This window comes from Flavobacterium poyangense, from assembly GCF_011751075.1.
GTDB lineage: Bacteria > Bacteroidota > Bacteroidia > Flavobacteriales > Flavobacteriaceae > Flavobacterium > Flavobacterium poyangense.
The window spans coordinates 134,792-154,568 of record NZ_JAALLN010000003.1 but is presented as its reverse complement, the minus strand read 5'-3'; the positions used below and the strand labels follow the sequence as shown (position 1 = coordinate 154,568).

At 35.2% G+C, this 19,777-nt stretch carries 11 protein-coding genes; 3 read left to right on the top strand and 8 right to left on the bottom strand.

The features are described from left to right. Positions 1–186 precede the first annotated feature (186 nt). From G3A47_RS08645 to G3A47_RS08635, 3 genes are read right to left on the bottom strand one after another with little or no spacing between them, the layout of a single operon-like run. Positions 187–651: a DoxX family membrane protein gene (locus tag G3A47_RS08645; RefSeq protein ID WP_166921761.1), complete on the bottom strand. Its 465-nt coding sequence runs from the start codon at positions 649–651 to the stop codon at positions 187–189. Positions 652–660: 9 nt separating this feature from the next. Beyond that, positions 661–1,746, bottom strand: a complete 1,086-nt coding sequence (locus G3A47_RS08640) for an HmuY family protein (protein WP_166921760.1) — start codon at positions 1,744–1,746, stop codon at positions 661–663. A gap of 19 nt (positions 1,747–1,765) precedes the next feature. Continuing rightward, positions 1,766–3,886, bottom strand: coding sequence for a TonB-dependent receptor plug domain-containing protein (locus G3A47_RS08635; RefSeq protein ID WP_166921759.1), 2,121 nt, complete (start codon positions 3,884–3,886; stop codon positions 1,766–1,768). Between the two features lie 106 nt (positions 3,887–3,992). On the opposite strand from G3A47_RS08635, the gene G3A47_RS08630 reads away from it, so the two are divergent. After that, on the top strand, positions 3,993–4,898 hold the full coding sequence (locus G3A47_RS08630; RefSeq protein WP_166921758.1) for a DUF6607 family protein: 906 nt from the start codon (positions 3,993–3,995) through the stop codon (positions 4,896–4,898). Between the two features lie 405 nt (positions 4,899–5,303). Here the strand turns inward: G3A47_RS08630 and G3A47_RS08625 are convergent, their stop codons facing one another. From G3A47_RS08625 to argS, 3 genes are all read right to left on the bottom strand, one after another. Further along, positions 5,304–6,758, bottom strand: a complete 1,455-nt coding sequence (locus G3A47_RS08625; RefSeq protein WP_166921757.1) for a SusD/RagB family nutrient-binding outer membrane lipoprotein — start codon at positions 6,756–6,758, stop codon at positions 5,304–5,306. A gap of 11 nt (positions 6,759–6,769) precedes the next feature. Further along, complete coding sequence (locus tag G3A47_RS08620) at positions 6,770–9,967, bottom strand: SusC/RagA family TonB-linked outer membrane protein (RefSeq protein ID WP_166921756.1); 3,198 nt, start codon at positions 9,965–9,967, stop codon at positions 6,770–6,772. Positions 9,968–10,288: 321 nt separating this feature from the next. Then, positions 10,289–12,070: an arginine--tRNA ligase gene (gene argS, locus G3A47_RS08615; RefSeq protein WP_166921755.1), complete on the bottom strand. Its 1,782-nt coding sequence runs from the start codon at positions 12,068–12,070 to the stop codon at positions 10,289–10,291. Between the two features lie 424 nt (positions 12,071–12,494). On the opposite strand from argS, the gene G3A47_RS08610 reads away from it, so the two are divergent. After that, positions 12,495–14,915, top strand: coding sequence for a TonB-dependent receptor domain-containing protein (locus tag G3A47_RS08610; protein WP_166921937.1), 2,421 nt, complete (start codon positions 12,495–12,497; stop codon positions 14,913–14,915). Positions 14,916–15,014: 99 nt separating this feature from the next. Here G3A47_RS08610 and G3A47_RS08605 read toward each other — a convergent pair whose 3' ends face one another. Continuing rightward, the gene (locus tag G3A47_RS08605) at positions 15,015–15,701 is read right to left on the bottom strand and encodes a copper homeostasis protein CutC (protein ID WP_166921754.1); all 687 of its coding nucleotides are present in this window, start codon (positions 15,699–15,701) and stop codon (positions 15,015–15,017) included. Positions 15,702–15,901: 200 nt separating this feature from the next. Then, positions 15,902–16,909 carry a 3-oxoacyl-ACP synthase III family protein gene (locus G3A47_RS08600; RefSeq protein ID WP_166921753.1) on the bottom strand — a complete coding sequence of 336 codons (1,008 nt, stop codon included), beginning with the start codon at positions 16,907–16,909 and terminating at the stop codon, positions 15,902–15,904. Between the two features lie 276 nt (positions 16,910–17,185). On the opposite strand from G3A47_RS08600, the gene G3A47_RS08595 reads away from it, so the two are divergent. Continuing rightward, complete coding sequence (locus tag G3A47_RS08595) at positions 17,186–19,597, top strand: alpha/beta hydrolase family protein (protein WP_166921752.1); 2,412 nt, start codon at positions 17,186–17,188, stop codon at positions 19,595–19,597. Positions 19,598–19,777: the final 180 nt, after the last annotated feature.

The following is a 19,777-nucleotide window of genomic DNA, read 5'->3' as shown; positions in this document are numbered from 1 at the left end:
TGAAGATTGGTTTTCTAAAAACTGGCGTCTTTAAAATTCCTGTTAATTCTGTTTAAAAAAACCGCTGCAAAGATAGGATTAAACGTTAATTTATAATTCTTTTTAACGATTAAAATAAAAAACAAAAAAAGAGGCCAGATAAATCCAACCTCTCTCAAAAAAAAATAAAAAAAACAAAGCTAATGATTAACTAAATTTTAAAGCCGTTTTATTGTACAACATTGGTTTCCAAAGTTTAAAACTAAAACCAATTATAGCCAAGTTGATCAGCAATAATACGGACATCTGAATCAATTCTCCAACCTCATCGGGTTCTAAGAATAGATGGAACAAAAAAATGTTAATCGTTACCGGTAAGGCGATGATAGCTCCCATAAGCGAGAACAGCTGACTGATCAGCAATACGCCCGCCAAGAGTTCAACAAATCCCAGAAACTGCCAAAAATAATTGGTCTGTTGCATCCCGAAAATATAATTCTTGATTTTCAGAACTTCGGTATTTGGCGCTACTTCTTCCCCTTTCTTTATGGTTTCCACTATTTCTGTCGGAGCGGGACTTGGAGATTCAAATTTATGAATACCTCCTAAAATCATCATTGCTCCTAGGATTAGTGTAAAAATTATTCTTGTGATTTTTAGTGTTTTTTGCATTCTAAAATATTATTTTAGAATAACAAACTCTGCTGTAGCATGCCCTCTTACTCCTGCAGCATCTGTCAGCCCAAGGAATCTAAGTTTATAGTAGTCACCAGCAGCATCTTTTACTACATAAAAACGATCTGTTCTAATACTTGGCAATGTAGTTGGTCCTCCACCAGCTCTCCAGTTAGCACCGATAATTCTTTGATCTGCCTCTGAAGCTTTAAATTTATCTTCAACAACTTTAGCTTTTGTAAAATCTGCGTAGCTCACTCCGTCAGCAACTAAAACCTGGTACACTTTAGTTCCACCTTTCATGTTAGTAGTAATAAAATCTGAGTACCCATAAGTCACATCTCCTTTACCCATATTTAAGTAATTTGTGAAAACGGTGAAGTTCAAATCCCATTTTGCTTTTTCCGGTTCAACTGAAACAGTATTTCCTGAAGTCAAACTAAAAAATGTAAAATTGTAAGCTGCTTCTTTAGCAATTGTTTTTTCTGTAAAAGTCGCTGAATTTAAATCTGCGTATTGAATTTTATACCCATTACCACTTCTCAAGATTCTAACTTTTTTCCATCCTCTTGACGCTCCGTCAACCTCTACTGAACCTACACCAGGTGTAACTGTTGAAACTGCAGAACCAAGATTTACTAAATATACTTTATTGTCAGCATCTGTAGCCGACACTTCTGCAATTGCAGTTCCTATTCCCGCACCAGCACCAGCTAAAACTCCTGTCGGATTATCTACATAACCGTTTGATGCAGCAGTTTCTCCTGCTCCAACAGAAACGTTAGCATCACTTACTTGTGGTAAAGTAATATCTGAAGTCTCTAATTTTTTTACTGCCATTTTTAGAGATCCGTTTATTACTACTCTAAAATCTGCTCCTCCTGAGAATCCAAAATCCCAAGTTGCTCTATTTACTGACTTAGATGCTCTGGTACTTAAATCTACATAAAGTTGATTTGGCTGATTTGGTCCTCCCACAGACACAGCTAAAGTAGATGTTACCTCTTCAGGTTTATATGCATTATCGTCGTCACTTGAACAAGAAGCAAGTGTCACTAAAGCAAAAGATAAAAATAAGATTGTTTTTTTCATTGTAATTTAGATTTTGTATTTATAGATTAAGATTATATGTCAATTTTAAGAAATAGGAACGCCCATAAGCAAGCATAACTTCAGATGCCCCGCCATGTCCTGCTGTTTGATTTGTATTGGTTTGTCTGACATTAGTCACATTACAAATATTCCTCACCCCTGCAGTTACTTCAAACTGATTTTTGAAAAAAGTTTTTCGAACAGTAGCATCTAACCAATTACTTGGAGATACGTCAGATATTACATATTGAGAAGTAGTCTCAATAAATCGCTGTGTTTTTCCATTGTATTTATAATAAGCAGAAAAAACAGTACCCCATTTTGGAATCGTATAAGAAGCACTACTATTTATATTAAATGAATACAGATATTTATCATCTGAAGAAAAAACCTGATTTTCTATTTTTTGAGATATTCCAACAATAGCCGCTCCAAAATTAAAAGTCAAATCACCCTTTCTGAATTGGTTCATGGTAGAGAAATTCCACATTTTGTACTTGCTAATGTTTACAAATTGGTACTGTGGTGTGCCTGTATCAGGATTATCTCCGATAAAAGCCATATCAATTCTATCATCCACATCAAGAAAACTTCCAGCAAATGTGCTCGAGATTTGAAATCCGGTCTCAGAAAGAAATGATTTTTTTAAACTAATTTCATAAGAAGCGCTAGTCTCAGGAATAAGGTTTTCATTGCCAACGAAAAAGTGTCCGTCAAAAATGTTTTTTGAATACAACTCATCAAAATTTGGAGTCCTGAATGAAGTTCCTAAAGAACCTCTAAGCTCAAAACCACTATCGAACAAATATTTCAAAGCAAGGGATAATGCAGATTGATCTTTAAATTTAGACTGAAAAGAATATCGCGCTCCCGGACGAATAGAAAACCTTTGAGCTACCTGTATTTCAGAAGAAGCAAAAAAGTCATAATTCTCCAATGTTCCACGAACCGAAGCATATTTACTACTTGCTTCCCGAACAAGCGAATACCCACGATTGTTTACAAACTCATATCCTAGTTGCAAATCAACTTTTTCGTTCGAGAAAAAATTGCTCAAAGTTCCCGTTGAATACAAAACTTCCATAGACTGATCCTTTACAGTAACATTATCTTCTTCTTGCTTCGTTTTAAAATAATACCTGAAATTTTCTACATCTCGCTGTTGTTTTTGGTGAGAAAGAGAAACATTATAATTTAATTTCGAAAAAACTTTACCTGTAGCATTCAAGTTATGAAAATATCTATTGCTAAAATATCTCTGATCATCAGAACGTCTGTAAGCTCCCAATACCGGATCAAAATTTGACTGTACAGTAGCATTATAATAATCAACATCTTCATCTAAAAATTCAAATTTGTAGAAAACCCTGAAATTTCCTTTATGATAAGATATTAATGCTGTTCCGTTAAGTTGCTCTTTCGGAAGCCATCTATATCCTCGATTTTCATCATTCTCAGGATAATCTTTTCCTTTTTTATTATCCAAAAAACCTTGAAAATCATTTCGATTTATACCAGCGCTTACAAACCAATTCTCATTAAATGTATGAGTTGCCTTTAGTGATTGTATATGACGTCCCTCATCAAAAAGCTTATATTCATCTTTAACTGTTTCTTCCTGTACAGAAGCAGTCAAACTCCACTTGTAACCTGATGTTTTTTTGGTAATGATATTTAAAACACCACTTACCGCATTAGCACCGTATAAAACTCCCATTGACCCTTCAACAATTTCAATTCGCTCTACGTCATTTAAATTGATCTGAGATAAATCCGTATTATTCCCTAAACCGGATTCACTTATTAAAGGTACGTTATCAACCAAAATCTTAAAATACTGAGCATCTAGCCCAAATAAAGATACTGTGGAGCGCCCGCTGGTTCCGCTTGGTACAACATTAATGTTCAAATATTGGTTCAATACGTCTGCTAAGTTAGTCGCTGCTAAATTTTGAATATCCTTACTCGAAATTACTCGAACATTAAAAACCGACTTCTTAATCGATTGTGGCTCAAACTGTCCCGTTACAACAACCTCCGACAACTCCTCCTTCGAACTAACGGTATCTTTTTGCTTCTCCTGCGCTGAAAGATGTATCACAAATGCAAGTACTGCAAAAAGGGTAAATTTTATTTTCATTATTTTTATTGAATCTTAATAATCGGTGCAAATATATGATTATTTTTAATTGTTCTAAATAAATTATCTATATTTGCAAAAAAATTTAAAACAAAATTTTGAAGTTATGATTACAAAAAGCCTCTATTTTTCAGCCGTTATGGCTTTAACATGCAGCCTTGGATTCAGTCAGGATGCGAAAAAGCAACAAGACATCAAGTCAATAAAATCAATGTGTGGGTGCTATGAAGTAAAATTTAATTTTGCTGAAACTTTTCAATATGCCAAGGATACTCTTACATACAAACCGTCTGAAACTAAACACGAATCTGCATTAGAATGGGTTGAACTTTTAGAAGACACTCCTAACAAGATTGTAATGCAACACTTGTTAATTGTAAGTGATGATATGATCATCAAACACTGGAGACAAGATTGGTTGTACGAAAACACAGATCTTTACACTTTTGATAAAGGAACTTCATGGAAATATAAAAAACTGGATAAAAAAGCTGTAAAAGGACAATGGACACAAAAAGTTTTTCAGGTAGATGACAGTCCTAGATACGAAGGTTCTTCAACTTGGGTACATGTAGATGGTAAAGATTACTGGGAAAATGTTGCTGATGCACCGTTACCAAGAAGAGAGCAAACAAAACGTAATGATTACAATGTTCTAAAAAGAAGAAACATCCACGAAATTACTGCTACAGGATGGAATCACGAACAAGATAATGATAAAGTAGTAAGAGATGATTCCGGAAAAGATTATGTTTTAGCACAGGAAAAAGGATTCGATACGTACACAAAAGTTCCGGACATTAAATGTATCGCCGCTCAAAAATGGTGGAAAGAAAACAATGCTCTTTGGAAAAACGTTCGTGACAAATGGCAAACTCTTTTTGAAAGAAACAAAGACTTAAACTTAGAAGCTAAAGTAGAAAGAAAAGCACTTTACTCTTTGTTGTTTGATTTAAAACCAACTGCTACAAAAGCAGAAAGTGATGCAATCATCCAGAAGTTCGTAAAATAAAAATAATTGTCTTAGTTATAAAAAAGTCGGTAGTTTTTGAATTACCGGCTTTTTTTATTTAGTAAACGTAAGTGGTACTATGTGTTTTTGCTCGCAAAGGCGCAGAAACGCAAAGTTTTTTAACTCTCCGATTTCAGAGTAATTTAAACTTCTTTGCGGCTTGGCGACTTGGCGAGAAAATTTAAGCGATAAGTTATTGATTAAAATACAACTAGCACTATGTATTTTTGCTCGCGAAGTCGCAGAAACGCAAAGTTTTTTCACAAACAAAAACCGCTTAAAAATTAATTTAAACGGTTTTTTACCTTTTTCAGTTCTTCTAAAAGCTTACTAATTCAAAATAGATCAAAACGAATAAAGGTTTTTATTGTATAATTATGGCTTAACCAAAATTTTCTGTACATTCTAAAACTTATCCCAAAATAATTTAGTTGTCATTTTATCTCCTCCAATTGCAGCAGAGGCAGCTGCGTAATTAGCTCCGTTTGTAGAAGGAGCCAAATGGGAATAGATCATTCGTACCGGAACTTTATTCTGCGCATCGGGTACCGCCGTAGAGGGTGCTATAAGTTTTGGAAAATCAAGCCTTCTGTATGCGGTCCAGGCTTCAAATCCTCTGTTGTAGTAGGCAATCCACATTTGATAGGCGATTCGTTCTTTTGCATTACTTCCTGTTGCAGTAGCAAAAGCTACATTAGGCTGTGCCAAATAAGAAGCGATAGCTGCATCAGGCACCCCCCAATATTTCATACTTGCCGTTATACCATTATTATAATGTGTACTAGCGGTACCCACTGCCCAACCTCTGTTGGCAGCATCGGCCAGTAAAAAGGATGTTTCGGCATAATCAAAAAGATCTCCTTTAAAGTTTATTTCTTTTAAGGCCGGATTGAATAAAGAAACCGTTGCAACATCAACTTTAAAACCATAAGCCGCACCAACATATATCCCTCCTTTTTTAGAAGCAGGGTCAAAATAGAAATCTCTTCTTGGATCATTCAGTTTTTCCAGAGCCTCTACGAATACATCTGATATTGCAAAATCTGTTCTACTCTTAAAACTTTCAAAGTTTGGGTTAAAATGTGGCTCAGCGGAGGTGTATTCAAAAATAGCGTTATCTTCATTGCTTGTCATTGCCCCCGAATTGTAAGCCGATTCAACCAAATTTTTAGCCAGAACCGCATCTACATCTGAAAGTTGCATCCCCAATCTAATCTGAATTGAATTTCCGTATTTCTTCCATTTTGAAACATCACCACCATAAATTAAATCGGCTTTGCCAAAACTTTTATTCGTGGGGTCTAATTTGCCTATCGCAGTAGTGAGACGCGTTCCCAAATCTTTATAAATAGTTAATCCGTCATCGTATTTTGGCAATAAAACATTTGGATTTAATGCTTCAAAATATGGCACATTACCGTAAAGGTCAACCAAGGCTTGATAAGCCTGAACAATCTGGATCTCAATAATTGCAATTTTGTTTTGTTTCTCAGCAGTAGCCTTTACATCGATAGTGGGTATGTTGGCAATTTTATTCTTTGCATCGACTAAATCTTTTAGTACATCACGATACAAAGCTACCCAATTTGCATTTCCTAACGAACGGGCAGCCATTTCATATCTGGATTCTTCGGGATAGGCAATTTCTGACCATTGTTGCACATACAATCTAAAGTTGTTACTATTTACTGAGGCACTGTTTAAAAAAACGGCATATTTTTCCTGTGCAGAAGTCATAAGAGCTTCCGGAACTGGAGTTAGATAAGCTTTGGTGTCCTCATTTAAACCCTCAAGATTGTCGCAGGAATTCAAATTCAACGCTAAGATTATAAAAAGTACGGTATCTTTTAAGTTTTTCATTTTTCTGACTTTTAGAATTGAACTTTCACATTAAAACTAATTTCTCTAACTGAAGGCATTACACCGGTCTGAAATCCCTGAAAATTTCCGGAACTAAAACCGGATTCAGGATCTGCATACGGCAGCTTTTTATGAATAATCAATAAATTACTACCATTTGCTGCCATGGTAACATTCTTCATAAATGTTCCTTCCAATAGTTTTGCCGGCAATTGATAAGCAATAGAAACCTCCCGCAATTTCACATAAGAGGCATCATAAACAAAAGCCTGATTCGGGAAAGACTTATACCCCAAATTGGATTCTCCACTAGCAGTTGTGACTGCAGCACTTACAGTATTTGGTTTACCGTCGGCCTGAACTCCCGGCAAAATTTGCCCGCCCGGTCTTGCATCAGTAAGTTTATTTCGAATCGGATTCCCAAGATGATTTGTTCCAACTGTATTTTGATAAAGACCACTTGCCTGCCCATAGGCCTGATCTAAGGAGAAAACATCTCCGCCTTTTTTCACATCTATCAGGAAACTGAAAGTCAGTTTTTTATAACTCAAAATAGTGTTAATCCCTCCCGTCCAATCCGGAGTTACATTACCAATACTAACATTATTGACTTTCTCATAATTCCCATTTGGAGCTACTACTCTTTCTCCATTCAGATACTTATACCCCGATCCTTTAATTTCGCCCAGAGGCTGTCCCGGGACTGCTGTTAAACTTGTTCCCTGATTAAATGTACCAATAACAACCTGCGGAAGACCATCTGCCAACGACACCACTCTACTCTCGTTTTTGTTCCAGTTGATTTTTGAAGTCCAGGAGAAATTTTTTGTTTTTACGGGAACCAAAGTAAGTGTAAATTCAACTCCTTTATTTGTAAGTTCTCCTGCATTAACAGTGGTTCCACTGTATCCTATTTCAGCACCGGTAGTGATATTCATAATTAAATCCTTTGTGGTGCTCTTATACACAGAAGCCTCAAGACCAATTCTTCGTTTAAGAAACTGCAACTCAATTCCGGCTTCCTGTCCATAAATAGTTTCGGATTTTAAGTTTGGATTTTTACGGACATTTTCATTAGAAAATAGAGGATTATTATTAAAATTCGTATCCTTGACATAGACAGGATTGATTACATGCACCGCAGCATCATTTCCGGTCTGAGCAAAATTGACTCTAACTTTACCAAATTCCAACCAAGGCAAATCCAGATGTTTACTGAATATATAAGTTGCCGTAACAGAAGGATAGCTATACTTTGCCTCTTTTGCTGGCAAAGTAGAGGATTCATCAATCCTAAAAGTTCCTTCGATAAAAAAAGTCTCTTTGTAATCAAAAGAAGCGCTGGCGTAAGCACTGTTAACGCCTAATTCATCTAAGGATTCTACAGGATTTTCAATACTATTAACGGAATTAGAAAGGGCGTACATTTTTGGAATTAACAAACCACCGTTTGTTGCGGAAATAATAGAACTAAGTCGGCTTCTTCTGCTTGATGCACCAAGCAAGCCTCTAAAGTTAAAACCTTCAGTAATTTCAGTTTTAAAGTTCAGCAACAAATCAAGATTAATTTCTCTGAATCTTTTATCAAATCTTACATAACCCGGAGTATTACTATCAGCACTTGATCCTATGGCAATTCTTTCTTCCTGAATTTCCGCATAGGTATCTACAGCTCCCCTTCCCGTTACAGAAAACCACTTGGTAACTTCGGTAGTAATAGTAAAGTTTCCAAAGAAACGGTCTCTATTAAAACTATTGTAATTTTCATAACGTCCAAAATAAGGATTGTCCCAATATAAAGGAGTTGTATCTGTAGCTGATCTGGGATTCCATGTTATATTTTTACCTGTTAACTTATAGGCGCGTTCTTGTTCTCTTATGTCTACATCTGTATGCCACCACTGTCTAAAACTACCTAAAATATTATCTGAATATCCTGTATCGTTTAATCCGGTTCCGCCGGAAGTAATATAATTTGCTGTAGCTGCGATTTCTGTTTTTCCGCTCACTTTATAACTTCCTGAAAAATTAAAGTTATTTTTCTTTATAGAGCTATTGGGTAGGACACCTCTTTGATCAAAATGAGTATAGCCAAATCTAAAAGTTCCGTTTTCGTTTCCATTACTTACAGCTATATTATTTGTATAAGTAGTAGAGTGATTAAAAAAAGAAAGCGGACCATTTTTAGCTACTGCCCAAGGCGAAGTCTGTCCGTAAGTAGCTAATTCGGGATAATAAGCATTCCAGTTATAAACCTTTTGAGATGAATTGAATGTCGGTCCCCAAGACGCATCCTCAGCTACTATTGTAGGAAATGAGCCTTGACCTAAGTCCACTTTAGAACTGAATATAGAACTGTCTCCACCACCATATTGCTTTTGATATTCGGGAAGCGTCTTTTTGTCGACTGTACCAACTGTGATACCTGAACTAACAACAACTCCCAAACCTTTAGTCTTTTTTCCTTTTTTGGTCGTGACAATAATTACACCATTACCGGCTCTTGAACCGTACAAAGCAGATGCGGCAGCTCCTTTTAGTACATTGATGGTTTCAATATCATCCGGATTAATGTCAGAAGCAGCATTTCCATAATCAAAACCTGAACGACCCGTTTTCTGACCAGATGTATTGGAGTTGTCATTATTTAGTGGAATACCGTCCACTACCCAAAGCGCCTGATTGTTTCCGGTAATTGATTTAGACCCCCGAATTACAACATTTGTTGATCCTCCAATATTACCACTTCTTTTAATTTCAATACCGGCTACTTTACCGGCGATTGAATTGGAAACGTTTCCGGTGTTCACTTTTGTTAAATCATCACCATTAACTTCTTGTGTCGCATAACCAAGTGATTTCCGGTCTCTCTTAATTCCCAATGCGGTAGTCACCACAACTCCTTCCAATTCTTGTGCGGCCCCGATTAATTTAATAGTAACTACCGATGTGTTCGCTACAACTTCCTGAGTTTTCATTCCGATATAACTAAACACCAAAACCTGACCGGATTTAACCGAAAGAGAAAACTTACCGTCAAAATCTGTTTGTGTCCCGGACTTACTTCCTTTTAGTACTACACTTACACCGGGTAATGGCATACCCATATTGTCAGAAACAATACCTGAAACAACCCTTTCCTGTCCATAAAACAATTGTGAACTAAGCACAAAAAGCAGTATTACCAATCCTCTAATTTCTTGTTTCATTGCTCAAACTTTTAAATAATTTGGCGCAACTTACTTAATTAATATAATTTTAACAAGAAATATCACTTATTTAACATTAAAAAAGTAATCCTAATATTACTTTTTAACAAAACTAAAAACAAACAAAACTCACAACTTATTAAAATAGTGATAGTTAAACAAAAACAACCTTAAAAAAGAACCATATCAGTAGTATGGCATTTTTTTCTATTCATACATTATTTCTCATAAAAAAACAGATTTGCAAGAAAGAAGTACACAGCAAAAAAAGAAGCCACCTCGACTGAGATGGCTTCTTCTTTTTTTTGCATTCTTAAAAATTTACATTCGTTCAGGAACTTCAATTCCCAACAAACTAAAAGCAGATTTTATAACTTCTGCTACCTTCTGAGAAAGTTGCACTCTGAATATTTTTTTTGTCAGATCAACTTCTCCTAAAATATGTACGGACTGGTAGAACGAATTGTATTCTTTTACCAAATCATAAGTATAGTTTGCAATTAATGCCGGACTGTGATTTTGGGCGGCATTTTGGATTACCTCAGGAAAAAGTTCGATTTGTTTTACCAATTCTTTTTCTTTTTCGTGAAGAACTTCAACTCCATCCAGCGTTACATTATAATCAAAATCGGCTTTGCGAATAATCGATTGGATTCTTGCATACGTATATTGTATAAATGGCCCTGTATTTCCGGCAAAATCAACAGATTCTTCGGGATTAAACAAAATACGTTTTTTAGGATCTACTTTTAAGATGTAATATTTAAGTGCTCCAAGACCAATTGTTTTGTACAATTGGGCTTTTTCAACATCAGAATAACTATCCAATTTTCCTAAATCCTCAGAAATTTGTTTGGCTGTATCTGTCATATCCTGCATCAAATCATCAGCATCTACAACGGTACCTTCACGGCTTTTCATTTTTCCGGAAGGCAAATCAACCATTCCGTATGATAAATGATACAGACTTGAAGCCCAATCAAAACCTAATTTTTTCAGAATTAAAAATAATACTTTGAAGTGATAATCCTGCTCATTTCCAACTGTATAAACCATTCCGCCTACATCGGGCATATCTTTTACACGCTGAATAGCGGTTCCTATATCCTGTGTCATATAAACAGCAGTTCCGTCTGAACGAAGTACGATTTTACGATCTAAACCTTCGTCGGTTAAATCAATCCAAACTGAACCATCAGGATCTTTTTCAAAAACACCTTTATCCAATCCAACCTGAACCACATCTTTTCCTAATAAGTAGGTATTACTTTCATAATAATAACGGTCAAAATTAACTCCAAGATTGGTATAAGTAGTAGCAAAACCGTCATAAACCCATTGGTTCATCATCTTCCAAAGTGCAATCACTTTTTCATCCGCCGCTTCCCATTTTTTAAGCATATCCTGAGCTTCCACAATAATCGGAGCTTGTTTTTTAGCCTCTTCTTCCGTTTTACCGGATTCCATTAATTGAGAGATTTCGGCTTTATAGGCTTTATCAAACTCAACATAATATTTACCGACTAATTTATCTCCTTTTAAACCGGAGGTAACCGGGGTCTCTCCGTTTCCGAATTTCTCCCAGGCCAACATCGATTTACAAATATGAATACCACGATCGTTGATGATCTGCGTTTTATATACTTTTTTACCAGAAGCCTTAATAATTTCGGCTACAGAATACCCCAACAAATTATTACGTACATGCCCTAAGTGCAAAGGTTTGTTTGTATTTGGTGAAGAATACTCGACCATAATAGCTTTATCTTCCGGATTTGGTGTTACATAACCAAATTTTGTATTGTTTTTTATTTCATTAAAGAAATCCAAATAATAACGATCTGCAATTACAATATTCAGGAAACCTGAAACCACATTAAACCGTGCTACTTCAGCAACATTTTCTACCAGATAATTTCCAATTTTAGAACCCAATTCGGCAGGGTTGCTTTTAATCACTTTTAACAAAGGAAAAATAACCATTGTAATATCGCCTTCAAACTCTTTTCTGGTCGTCTGAAACTCGATTTTTTCAACAGTAACATCAAATAATACCTGTATTGCTTTTTGTATAGAGGGTGTAAGAATTTGTGATAATGACATGTAAACTTATTTTTAAAGAGAGCAAAGATACTGCTTATTCATCAATTAGAGAAAATCAAAAACATATAAAATTCCGAAAAAACCTTAGAATATCGCCAAAGCAACAGAAGTGAAATTGTAAAAATTAGCAAAAATCTAAGCTCATTACCAATCTAAGTACCAAATACAATCCTAAAGGAATCTTCGAGATCATCAATATCGTTTTACCTAAAAAATAATACAATTCTTATTTAAATTATCCCAAAGTAAAAAGCCTAACCAGCTATAAAACAAGCGTTAAAAGAAAACATTCATTTTTCTTTCCTTTTTTCTGTAACATAACGCTGGCAATAGAGTCTTAATAGGGACTTTGAATTTATTTCAAATGAGAAAAATAAAAAAAATAAAAAAACATCATCAGTCAGATCAAATCAATTCCCCAATTATGAAATTAAAATTTCTACTGTTCGCATTACTGGGTGTAATGGCAACAGCACAAGCTCAGAATTCCGGAACCGTATCAGGAACAATTACCGAAAAATCCAACAATGCTCCCATTTCGTATGCTACTGTTTCGATAAAAGACAACGGAAAAGTAGTTTCCGGAATAAACACCGATGATAATGGTGCCTTTACCATTAAAAATTTAGCCTTAAAAAATTATACCATCGAAATTCAATACATTGGATTTAGAAAATATATCGGTTCTATTATTTTAAGTGAAAACAAAAAAGAAGCGATTGTTAAAGTTGCACTTGAAGAAGAAGCGACACAACTTAAAGGTGTAAATATTGTGAGCGAGCGTTCGACAATTGAACAAAAAATTGACCGTAAAGTAGTGACTGTTGGAAAAGACCTTACTACTGCCGGAGCTTCAGCATCAGACATCATGAACAATATTCCATCTGTAAACGTAGATCAGGACGGAAAACTTTCTCTTCGTGGAAATGACAATGTACGTGTATTAATTGACGGAAGACCAAGTAATATTGATCCGGCACAGCTGTTAAAACAAATTCCGTCGACTTCTATCAAAAAAATTGAATTGATTACGAATCCAAGTGCCAAATACAATCCGGAAGGAATGTCGGGAATCATCAACATTATTTTGCATAAAAACACAAATACAGGTTTTAACGGAAGTTACAGCGGAGGAATTACTTTTGGTGAAACAGCCAAACATAATCAATCGCTTGACTTGAACTACAAAACCGGAAAAGTGAACTTTTTTGGAAATGTGGGACAAAATTTCGGAGCTTATTTTAATGACGGTTTTATTCAAAGATTCGATCAGAATGTTATGCAGACTATAGACGTCAAAAATGATAATGATTCTTATTTGTACAAAATTGGTATGGACTTTTTAATAGACGATCATAACACTTTGTCTTTCTATACCAACCAGAACAAATCAACCGGAGAAGGATTCGTAAACACCTATATTGACTATAACAATACTGATCTGGAATTAAAAAACTCGTACCAAAGATCTAAATATTCAGGGCCGGAAAAAACAGGAACTTACAATTTAGCGTACAAACACATCTTCAAAAAAGAAGGGCATACCTTAGATTTTGAAGGAAACTATAGTGACAGTAAAGAAACTCAAAATGCTTATTTTGACACTAAAAACACAGAGCTAAACAATACGGTTAAAAATTCAATTTATAATGATTTGATTAAAGGTGACCGAAAACTAAGTACTCTTAACGTAGATTATGTTAATCCGCTAAACGATAAAACAACACTTGAAGCCGGTGCCGAAGCCAGAATCACCAGAACAGGAAGTGATTATACCAGAGCAAGCACAACTGACCCTATGCTGAATCAAATATCAAACTACACTTATGATACTGATATTTATTCTGCTTATGTAACCTTTGGTCAGAAATACAAAAAATTCAGCTACCAATTAGGTGCTCGTTTTGAAAGCTACAAAGTAATCGCTAATTTAAATCATGATCAAATCAAATTTAATGATGATTATATCACGCTATACCCATCTGCTTACTTAACCTATAGCTTAAACGAAAAAAACACTTTGCAACTTAGTTATAGTCGTCGTGTAGACCGTCCAAGTTTAGAGCAAACAAAACCGATCCGTGAATTTTCTACACCATTGGTAACTTCATTAGGTAATCAGGAATTAAGACCTCAGTTTACCAACTCTATCGAAGCTAATTATACCAAAACTTTAGAAAAAGGAAGTTTTACTGCGGGTGTTTTTGTAAGAAGCATTAATGATCAGATCAGCAGAGTTTTATACCCTGACAATGTTAATAATGACCAGGGGAACAAAGTAATTTTATCTTATACCAACTTTGATAGAAACACCGCTTATGGATTTGAAGCTTCTTTCAATTATAAAATTGCAAAATGGTGGGATATTTCACCATCTATAGATTTCTCAAGCATCAATCAACAAGGGGTAGTATTTGTATATGACGCTGCTACCAAAACAAGTAGTCCACTTGAAAGAAAAATTACAGTTTCTGCATTCAATGCCCGTATGAATTCTAATTTTAAAGCCAACAAACGTTTAAGCTTCCTATTATTCGGATTCTACAAAGGTCCTACAGACGGTCTGCAAAATAACAGCCATGAAATGTACAAAATCGACATGGGTTCACGTTATACCTTATTAAACAACAAAATGAATATCAGCGTTCGTTTTAATGATGTGTTCAACACTATGAAATATGCTTTTGATGCACAATATCCTTACCCACACGAAGGACAGTTTACCTGGGAAAGCCAAACAGTGTATTTAGGTTTAACTTACAACTTTGGAGGAGCAAAAATCAAAAACCTGCAACGTAAACAAAGAGATGACAACACTAATAAAGGTGGTGGCGGAATGTTTTAGTCCTGATCTTAATTAGTAATTTTTAATATTTTCTTGTAGAAAAAGGCCCGGAGTTTGCCAACTCCGGGCCTTTCTTATTTGTAATCTGTAACAAGCCAACTAAAAAGTGGCTAGTATTTTTTTTATTTCCAGAGGATCTGCCATTTCTCCGGTAGTTGTAATAGCAGAAGAATGATAAAAAGTAGGATTCAATTTTTCCTGTACTAATTGAATATTCGACGATCGCAAACCTCCTCCGGGCATAATCACAATTCGATCCGCTGCCAATTTTTGAATTTTCTCCAAAACCGAAATCCCTTCGGGAACATTCGCTCCTTGTCCGGAAGTTAGAATAGCATTAAAACCGCAATCAATTACATCTTCAAGAGATTGCTCCACATCGGTCACCACATCAAAAGCTCTGTGAAAAGTACAGGAAAGCGGTGCGGCTAAAGCAACCAATTCTTTATTTCTTTCTTTATTGAGCCTGAGCGAAGTCGAAGCCTCATCTTCTTCTAAAATTCCGAAAACAAAACCATCAACTCCTAACTTTTTGAATTGTTTAATGTCCTGTTTCATTTCTGTCAGCTCTTGATCCGTATAAATAAAATCACCTCCCCGAGGTCTGATAATAACATGCATTTTAATTGACAATTTCTCACGGACTTTCGCACCTAAAATATAATTTGGTGTAGTTCCGCCGAGTGGCATATTTTCACACAATTCAATTCGGTCTGCTCCATTTTTCTGAGCAATCAAAGCCGATTCAAAATTGAAACAGGCTATTTCAAGTTGGTTTTTATTCATTTTAGTATTTTTTTGTCAATTTCGACGAAGGAGAAATCACACTAGAAGCTCCGACCAGCATGTCGCCAATCTTTATCGAATTACTGGTGTGATTTCTCCTTCGTCGAAAAAGACAGGATTAAAGTTTTAATTGTTCCCAAAAATAAAAAAACCTGCTCAGTAACTGAACAGGTTTTAACATACTAGTAAAACAAAAAATATTACCATTTAATAATAGCACTTCCCCAAGTGAATCCACTTCCGAAAGCTGCTAAAACAACTGTATCTCCTGTTTTTATTTTTCCTTGTTCCCATGCTTCAGTTAAAGCAATCGGAATAGATGCTGCTGTTGTATTTCCGTATTTCTGAATGTTATTGTACACCTGATCATCAGACAATTTAAATTTGTTCTGGATGAACTGTGAAATTCTCAGGTTAGCCTGATGCGGGATCAACATATTAATATCTGAAACCTGTAAGCCATTTGCTTCCAAACCTTCATTGATTACCTCAGCAAAACGAACTACTGCGTTTTTAAACACAAATTGTCCGTTCATATAAGGGTAGTAACTTTCGTCATTCGGGTCATTATCTGCTATAATATCCGTTACCCAACGTGCTCCCATTCCCGGTGCCTGTAGTGCTAACTCTTCAGCATGTTGCCCTTCTGAATGTAAATGTGTTGATAATATTCCTTTTGTCAGATCTTCTTCACGACTTAAAACAGCCGCTCCTGCTCCATCTCCAAAAATAACAGAAACACCACGTCCACGAGTAGTCATATCCAATCCTGTTGAATGCACTTCAGACCCAATTACTAGGATATTTTTATACATTCCGGTTTTGATATATTGATCCGCAACTGAGATTCCGTAAATAAAACCTGAACATTGATTTCTAACGTCTAAAGCTCCAACGGTTCTTAATCCTAAATCACGTTGCACTAAAACCCCCGGTCCTGGAAAATAGTAATCTGGGCTTAAGGTTGCAAAAACCACAAAATCAATATCTTCTTTGGCTACACCGGAACGTTCTATTGCAATTTTAGCTGCTTTTACCCCCATAGAGGTTGTGGTATCTTCTCCACGAATAATATGTCGGCGTTCTTGAATTCCAGTTCTTTCCTGAATCCATTCGTCATTGGTATCAATAATTTTAGACAAATCATCGTTAGTCACAACATTAGAAGGAACATAATATCCTAAGCCCGCTATTTTTGAATGATACATATTCTTTTATTATTTGTTAAAAAATTGGATTGCAAATCTAAGTATACTTTAAAATATAACGGTACAAATTACTATTTTTTTACTAATTGGCAATTTAATATCCTTCAATAATACAACATATAGAATCGTTTTAAATTCTGAAAAAGCAATTAATACATTAAAAACTTAAAAAAATCTTAAAAAAATAAAATCAACCACTAAAATGTAACAAGTCTGCACTACTTTAGACAAACTTATTAATAATACTACTTAATTTAACTCATTAAAATTCAAATTATGAAATTAAAGGTTACTCTCTTTTTATTTTTAACCTTAGGTTTTTCTGCTTTTGCGCAAGAAAATTTGACCTATCAAAAACCCTCCAAATCCATCCTGGATTTAGCCGATTACGAAAGAGCTCCTTCAGTATCAATGGATACAAAAAAAGAATACATGCTTCTTTCTTACAGAAACACTTATAAAACATTAGATGATTTAAACCAGGAAGAACTTCGTTTGGCCGGTATAAGGATAAATCCTGTAACTAACATCTCAAGTACTGTAACTTACATCAACAACTTAAAAGTACGAAAAATAAGTGGTGCAGAAGAAGTACAAGTTACCGGATTACCTGCTAATCCAAGGATAAGTAACCTACTTTGGTCTCCAAACGACAAGAAAATCCTGTTCTCTCATACTACAAGTACAGGGGTTGAACTTTGGGTTTTAGATGTTGCCTCTGCAAAGGCTACAAAACTTACCGAAGCAAATGTAAATGCAAATCTTGGCAATCCGTTTAGCTGGTTTTTAGACAATGAGACGATCTTAGTAAAAATGCTTCCTAAAAACAGACAGCCTTTACTGGATTCTAAAAAAGATTTACCAACAGGACCAATTGTTTCTACTACTTCTGGAGAGAAATCTCAAAACAGAACGTATCCTGATATGTTGAAAAACAAAAATGACGAAGCTAATTTTGAAAATGTTATCACTTCAGAATTGTATAAAGTAACGCTTAACGGAACGGCTACTCTTTTTAAAGAAGCTGCGATGTTTGCAGGAGAAAGAATTTCACCTGACGGGAATTACATCATGTTGACGACTATTCAAAAACCTTTCTCATATGTTGTACCATTGTACAGATTCCCTTCTAAAACTGTAGTTTACGATAGCAGAGGAAAAGAAATTAAAGTGGTTAATGAGGTTCCTTTAAACGAAGTGATTCCTAAAGGATTTATGGCTGTACAAAAAGGAAAAAGAGAAATGACCTGGAGAAATGACAAACCGGCTACTTTGGTATACGTTTCTGCTTTAGATGAAGGTAATCCTGCCAACAAAGTAGATTTCAGAGATGAAGTTTTCCTTTGGAATGCTCCATTTACAAGTGAAGCTACCTCATTAGTAAAAACACCACAACGTTTTGGAGGAATTACTTGGGGGAATGATGCAATTGCAATCCTTACTGACAACTGGTACGACACCCGTAATTTAAAAACGTATTTAATTAACCCGTCTAATCCAAGTCAACAGCCAAAATTACTTAATGACAGAAATTATCAAGATGTTTACTCAGACCCGGGTTCTTTTGAAACCAGAAAAAATGAGTACAACAAAAATATTCTTGCTATTGAAAACAATAATGCTTTCCTTATTGGAGAAGGATTTACAAAAGAAGGTCAGTTTCCTTTTATTGATGAGTTCGATTTTAAAACGCTAAAAAGCAAACGTCTTTACACTTCTGCGTACAAAGACAAAAAAGAAGATTTAATTGAGATCGAAGATTTTAAAACCGGAAAAGTTTTAGTAATGATCCAATCAAAAAATGACTATCCAAATTATTACTTCAGAAATATCAAGAAACAAAATAGTCTGACACCAATCACTTCTTTCAAAAATCCTTTTGAAAGCATTAAAAATGTCAGCAAAGAAGTAATCAAATACAAACGTAAAGATGGTGTTGAACTTTCAGGAACTTTATACTTACCTGTTGGTTACGACAAAGCTAAAAAAGAAAAAATGCCTTTATTAATCTGGGCATACCCGGCTGAATATAAAGACAAAAACAGTGCAGGACAATCGACTCAGAATCCAAATGAGTTCACTTTTCCTTCTTACGGATCATTTGTATACTGGGTTACCAAAGGTTATGTAGTATTAGACGATGCTTCTTTCCCTATTATTGGTGAAGGAACTACAGAGCCTAACGACAATTTTATTTCTCAATTAGTAGACAATGCTGAGGCTGCAATTAACGCTGTAGATGCATTAGGTTATATAAACAGAAAGAAAGTAGCTGTTGGAGGACATTCTTACGGTGCTTTTATGACTGCTAACTTATTGACGCATTCTAACCTTTTTGCTTGTGGAATTGCACGAAGTGGTGCTTACAACAGAACTTTAACTCCATTCGGATTCCAATCAGAGCAACGTAATTACTGGGAAGTTCCGGTTGTTTACAACACTATGTCTCCTTTTATGAACGCTGATAAAATGAAAACACCTCTTTTATTAGTTCACGGTGAAGCAGATAATAACCCGGGAACTTTTACTTTACAAACAGAGCGTTATTTCCAAGCTTTAAAAGGTTTAGGAGCTCCTGCAAGAATGGTAATTTTACCTAAAGAGTCTCATGGATATGTTGCTAAAGAAAACATCTTACACTTACTTTGGGAAGAGGATCAGTTTTTAGAAAAAAATCTAAAAAACTAATCAACTCATCTGATTTCAAAAGAAGAAGCCGGTTCTAATTTATAGAGCCGGCTTTTTCTTTTAAAGATACTTAGGTTCTTAGTGGCTAAGCATCTGAGGTTATTTTGTTTCAAGTTTCAGGTTGCAGAACTTAAACTGTTTATTTGTCCTGTTCCTTAATCACTTGGCGGCTCTGCGACT

Excerpts from the sequence above, each read along its gene's own strand:
- G3A47_RS08645 (WP_166921761.1), bottom strand. The coding sequence starts at position 651 with ATGCAAAAAACACTAAAAATCACAAGAATAATTTTTACACTAATCCTA.
- G3A47_RS08640 (WP_166921760.1), bottom strand. The coding sequence starts at position 1,746 with ATGAAAAAAACAATCTTATTTTTATCTTTTGCTTTAGTGACACTTGCT.
- G3A47_RS08635 (WP_166921759.1), bottom strand. The coding sequence starts at position 3,886 with ATGAAAATAAAATTTACCCTTTTTGCAGTACTTGCATTTGTGATACAT.
- G3A47_RS08630 (WP_166921758.1), top strand. The coding sequence starts at position 3,993 with ATGATTACAAAAAGCCTCTATTTTTCAGCCGTTATGGCTTTAACATGC.
- G3A47_RS08625 (WP_166921757.1), bottom strand. The coding sequence starts at position 6,758 with ATGAAAAACTTAAAAGATACCGTACTTTTTATAATCTTAGCGTTGAAT.
- G3A47_RS08620 (WP_166921756.1), bottom strand. The coding sequence starts at position 9,967 with ATGAAACAAGAAATTAGAGGATTGGTAATACTGCTTTTTGTGCTTAGT.
- argS (WP_166921755.1), bottom strand. The coding sequence starts at position 12,070 with ATGTCATTATCACAAATTCTTACACCCTCTATACAAAAAGCAATACAG.
- G3A47_RS08610 (WP_166921937.1), top strand. The coding sequence starts at position 12,495 with ATGAAATTAAAATTTCTACTGTTCGCATTACTGGGTGTAATGGCAACA.
- G3A47_RS08605 (WP_166921754.1), bottom strand. The coding sequence starts at position 15,701 with ATGAATAAAAACCAACTTGAAATAGCCTGTTTCAATTTTGAATCGGCT.
- G3A47_RS08600 (WP_166921753.1), bottom strand. The coding sequence starts at position 16,909 with ATGTATCATTCAAAAATAGCGGGCTTAGGATATTATGTTCCTTCTAAT.
- G3A47_RS08595 (WP_166921752.1), top strand. The coding sequence starts at position 17,186 with ATGAAATTAAAGGTTACTCTCTTTTTATTTTTAACCTTAGGTTTTTCT.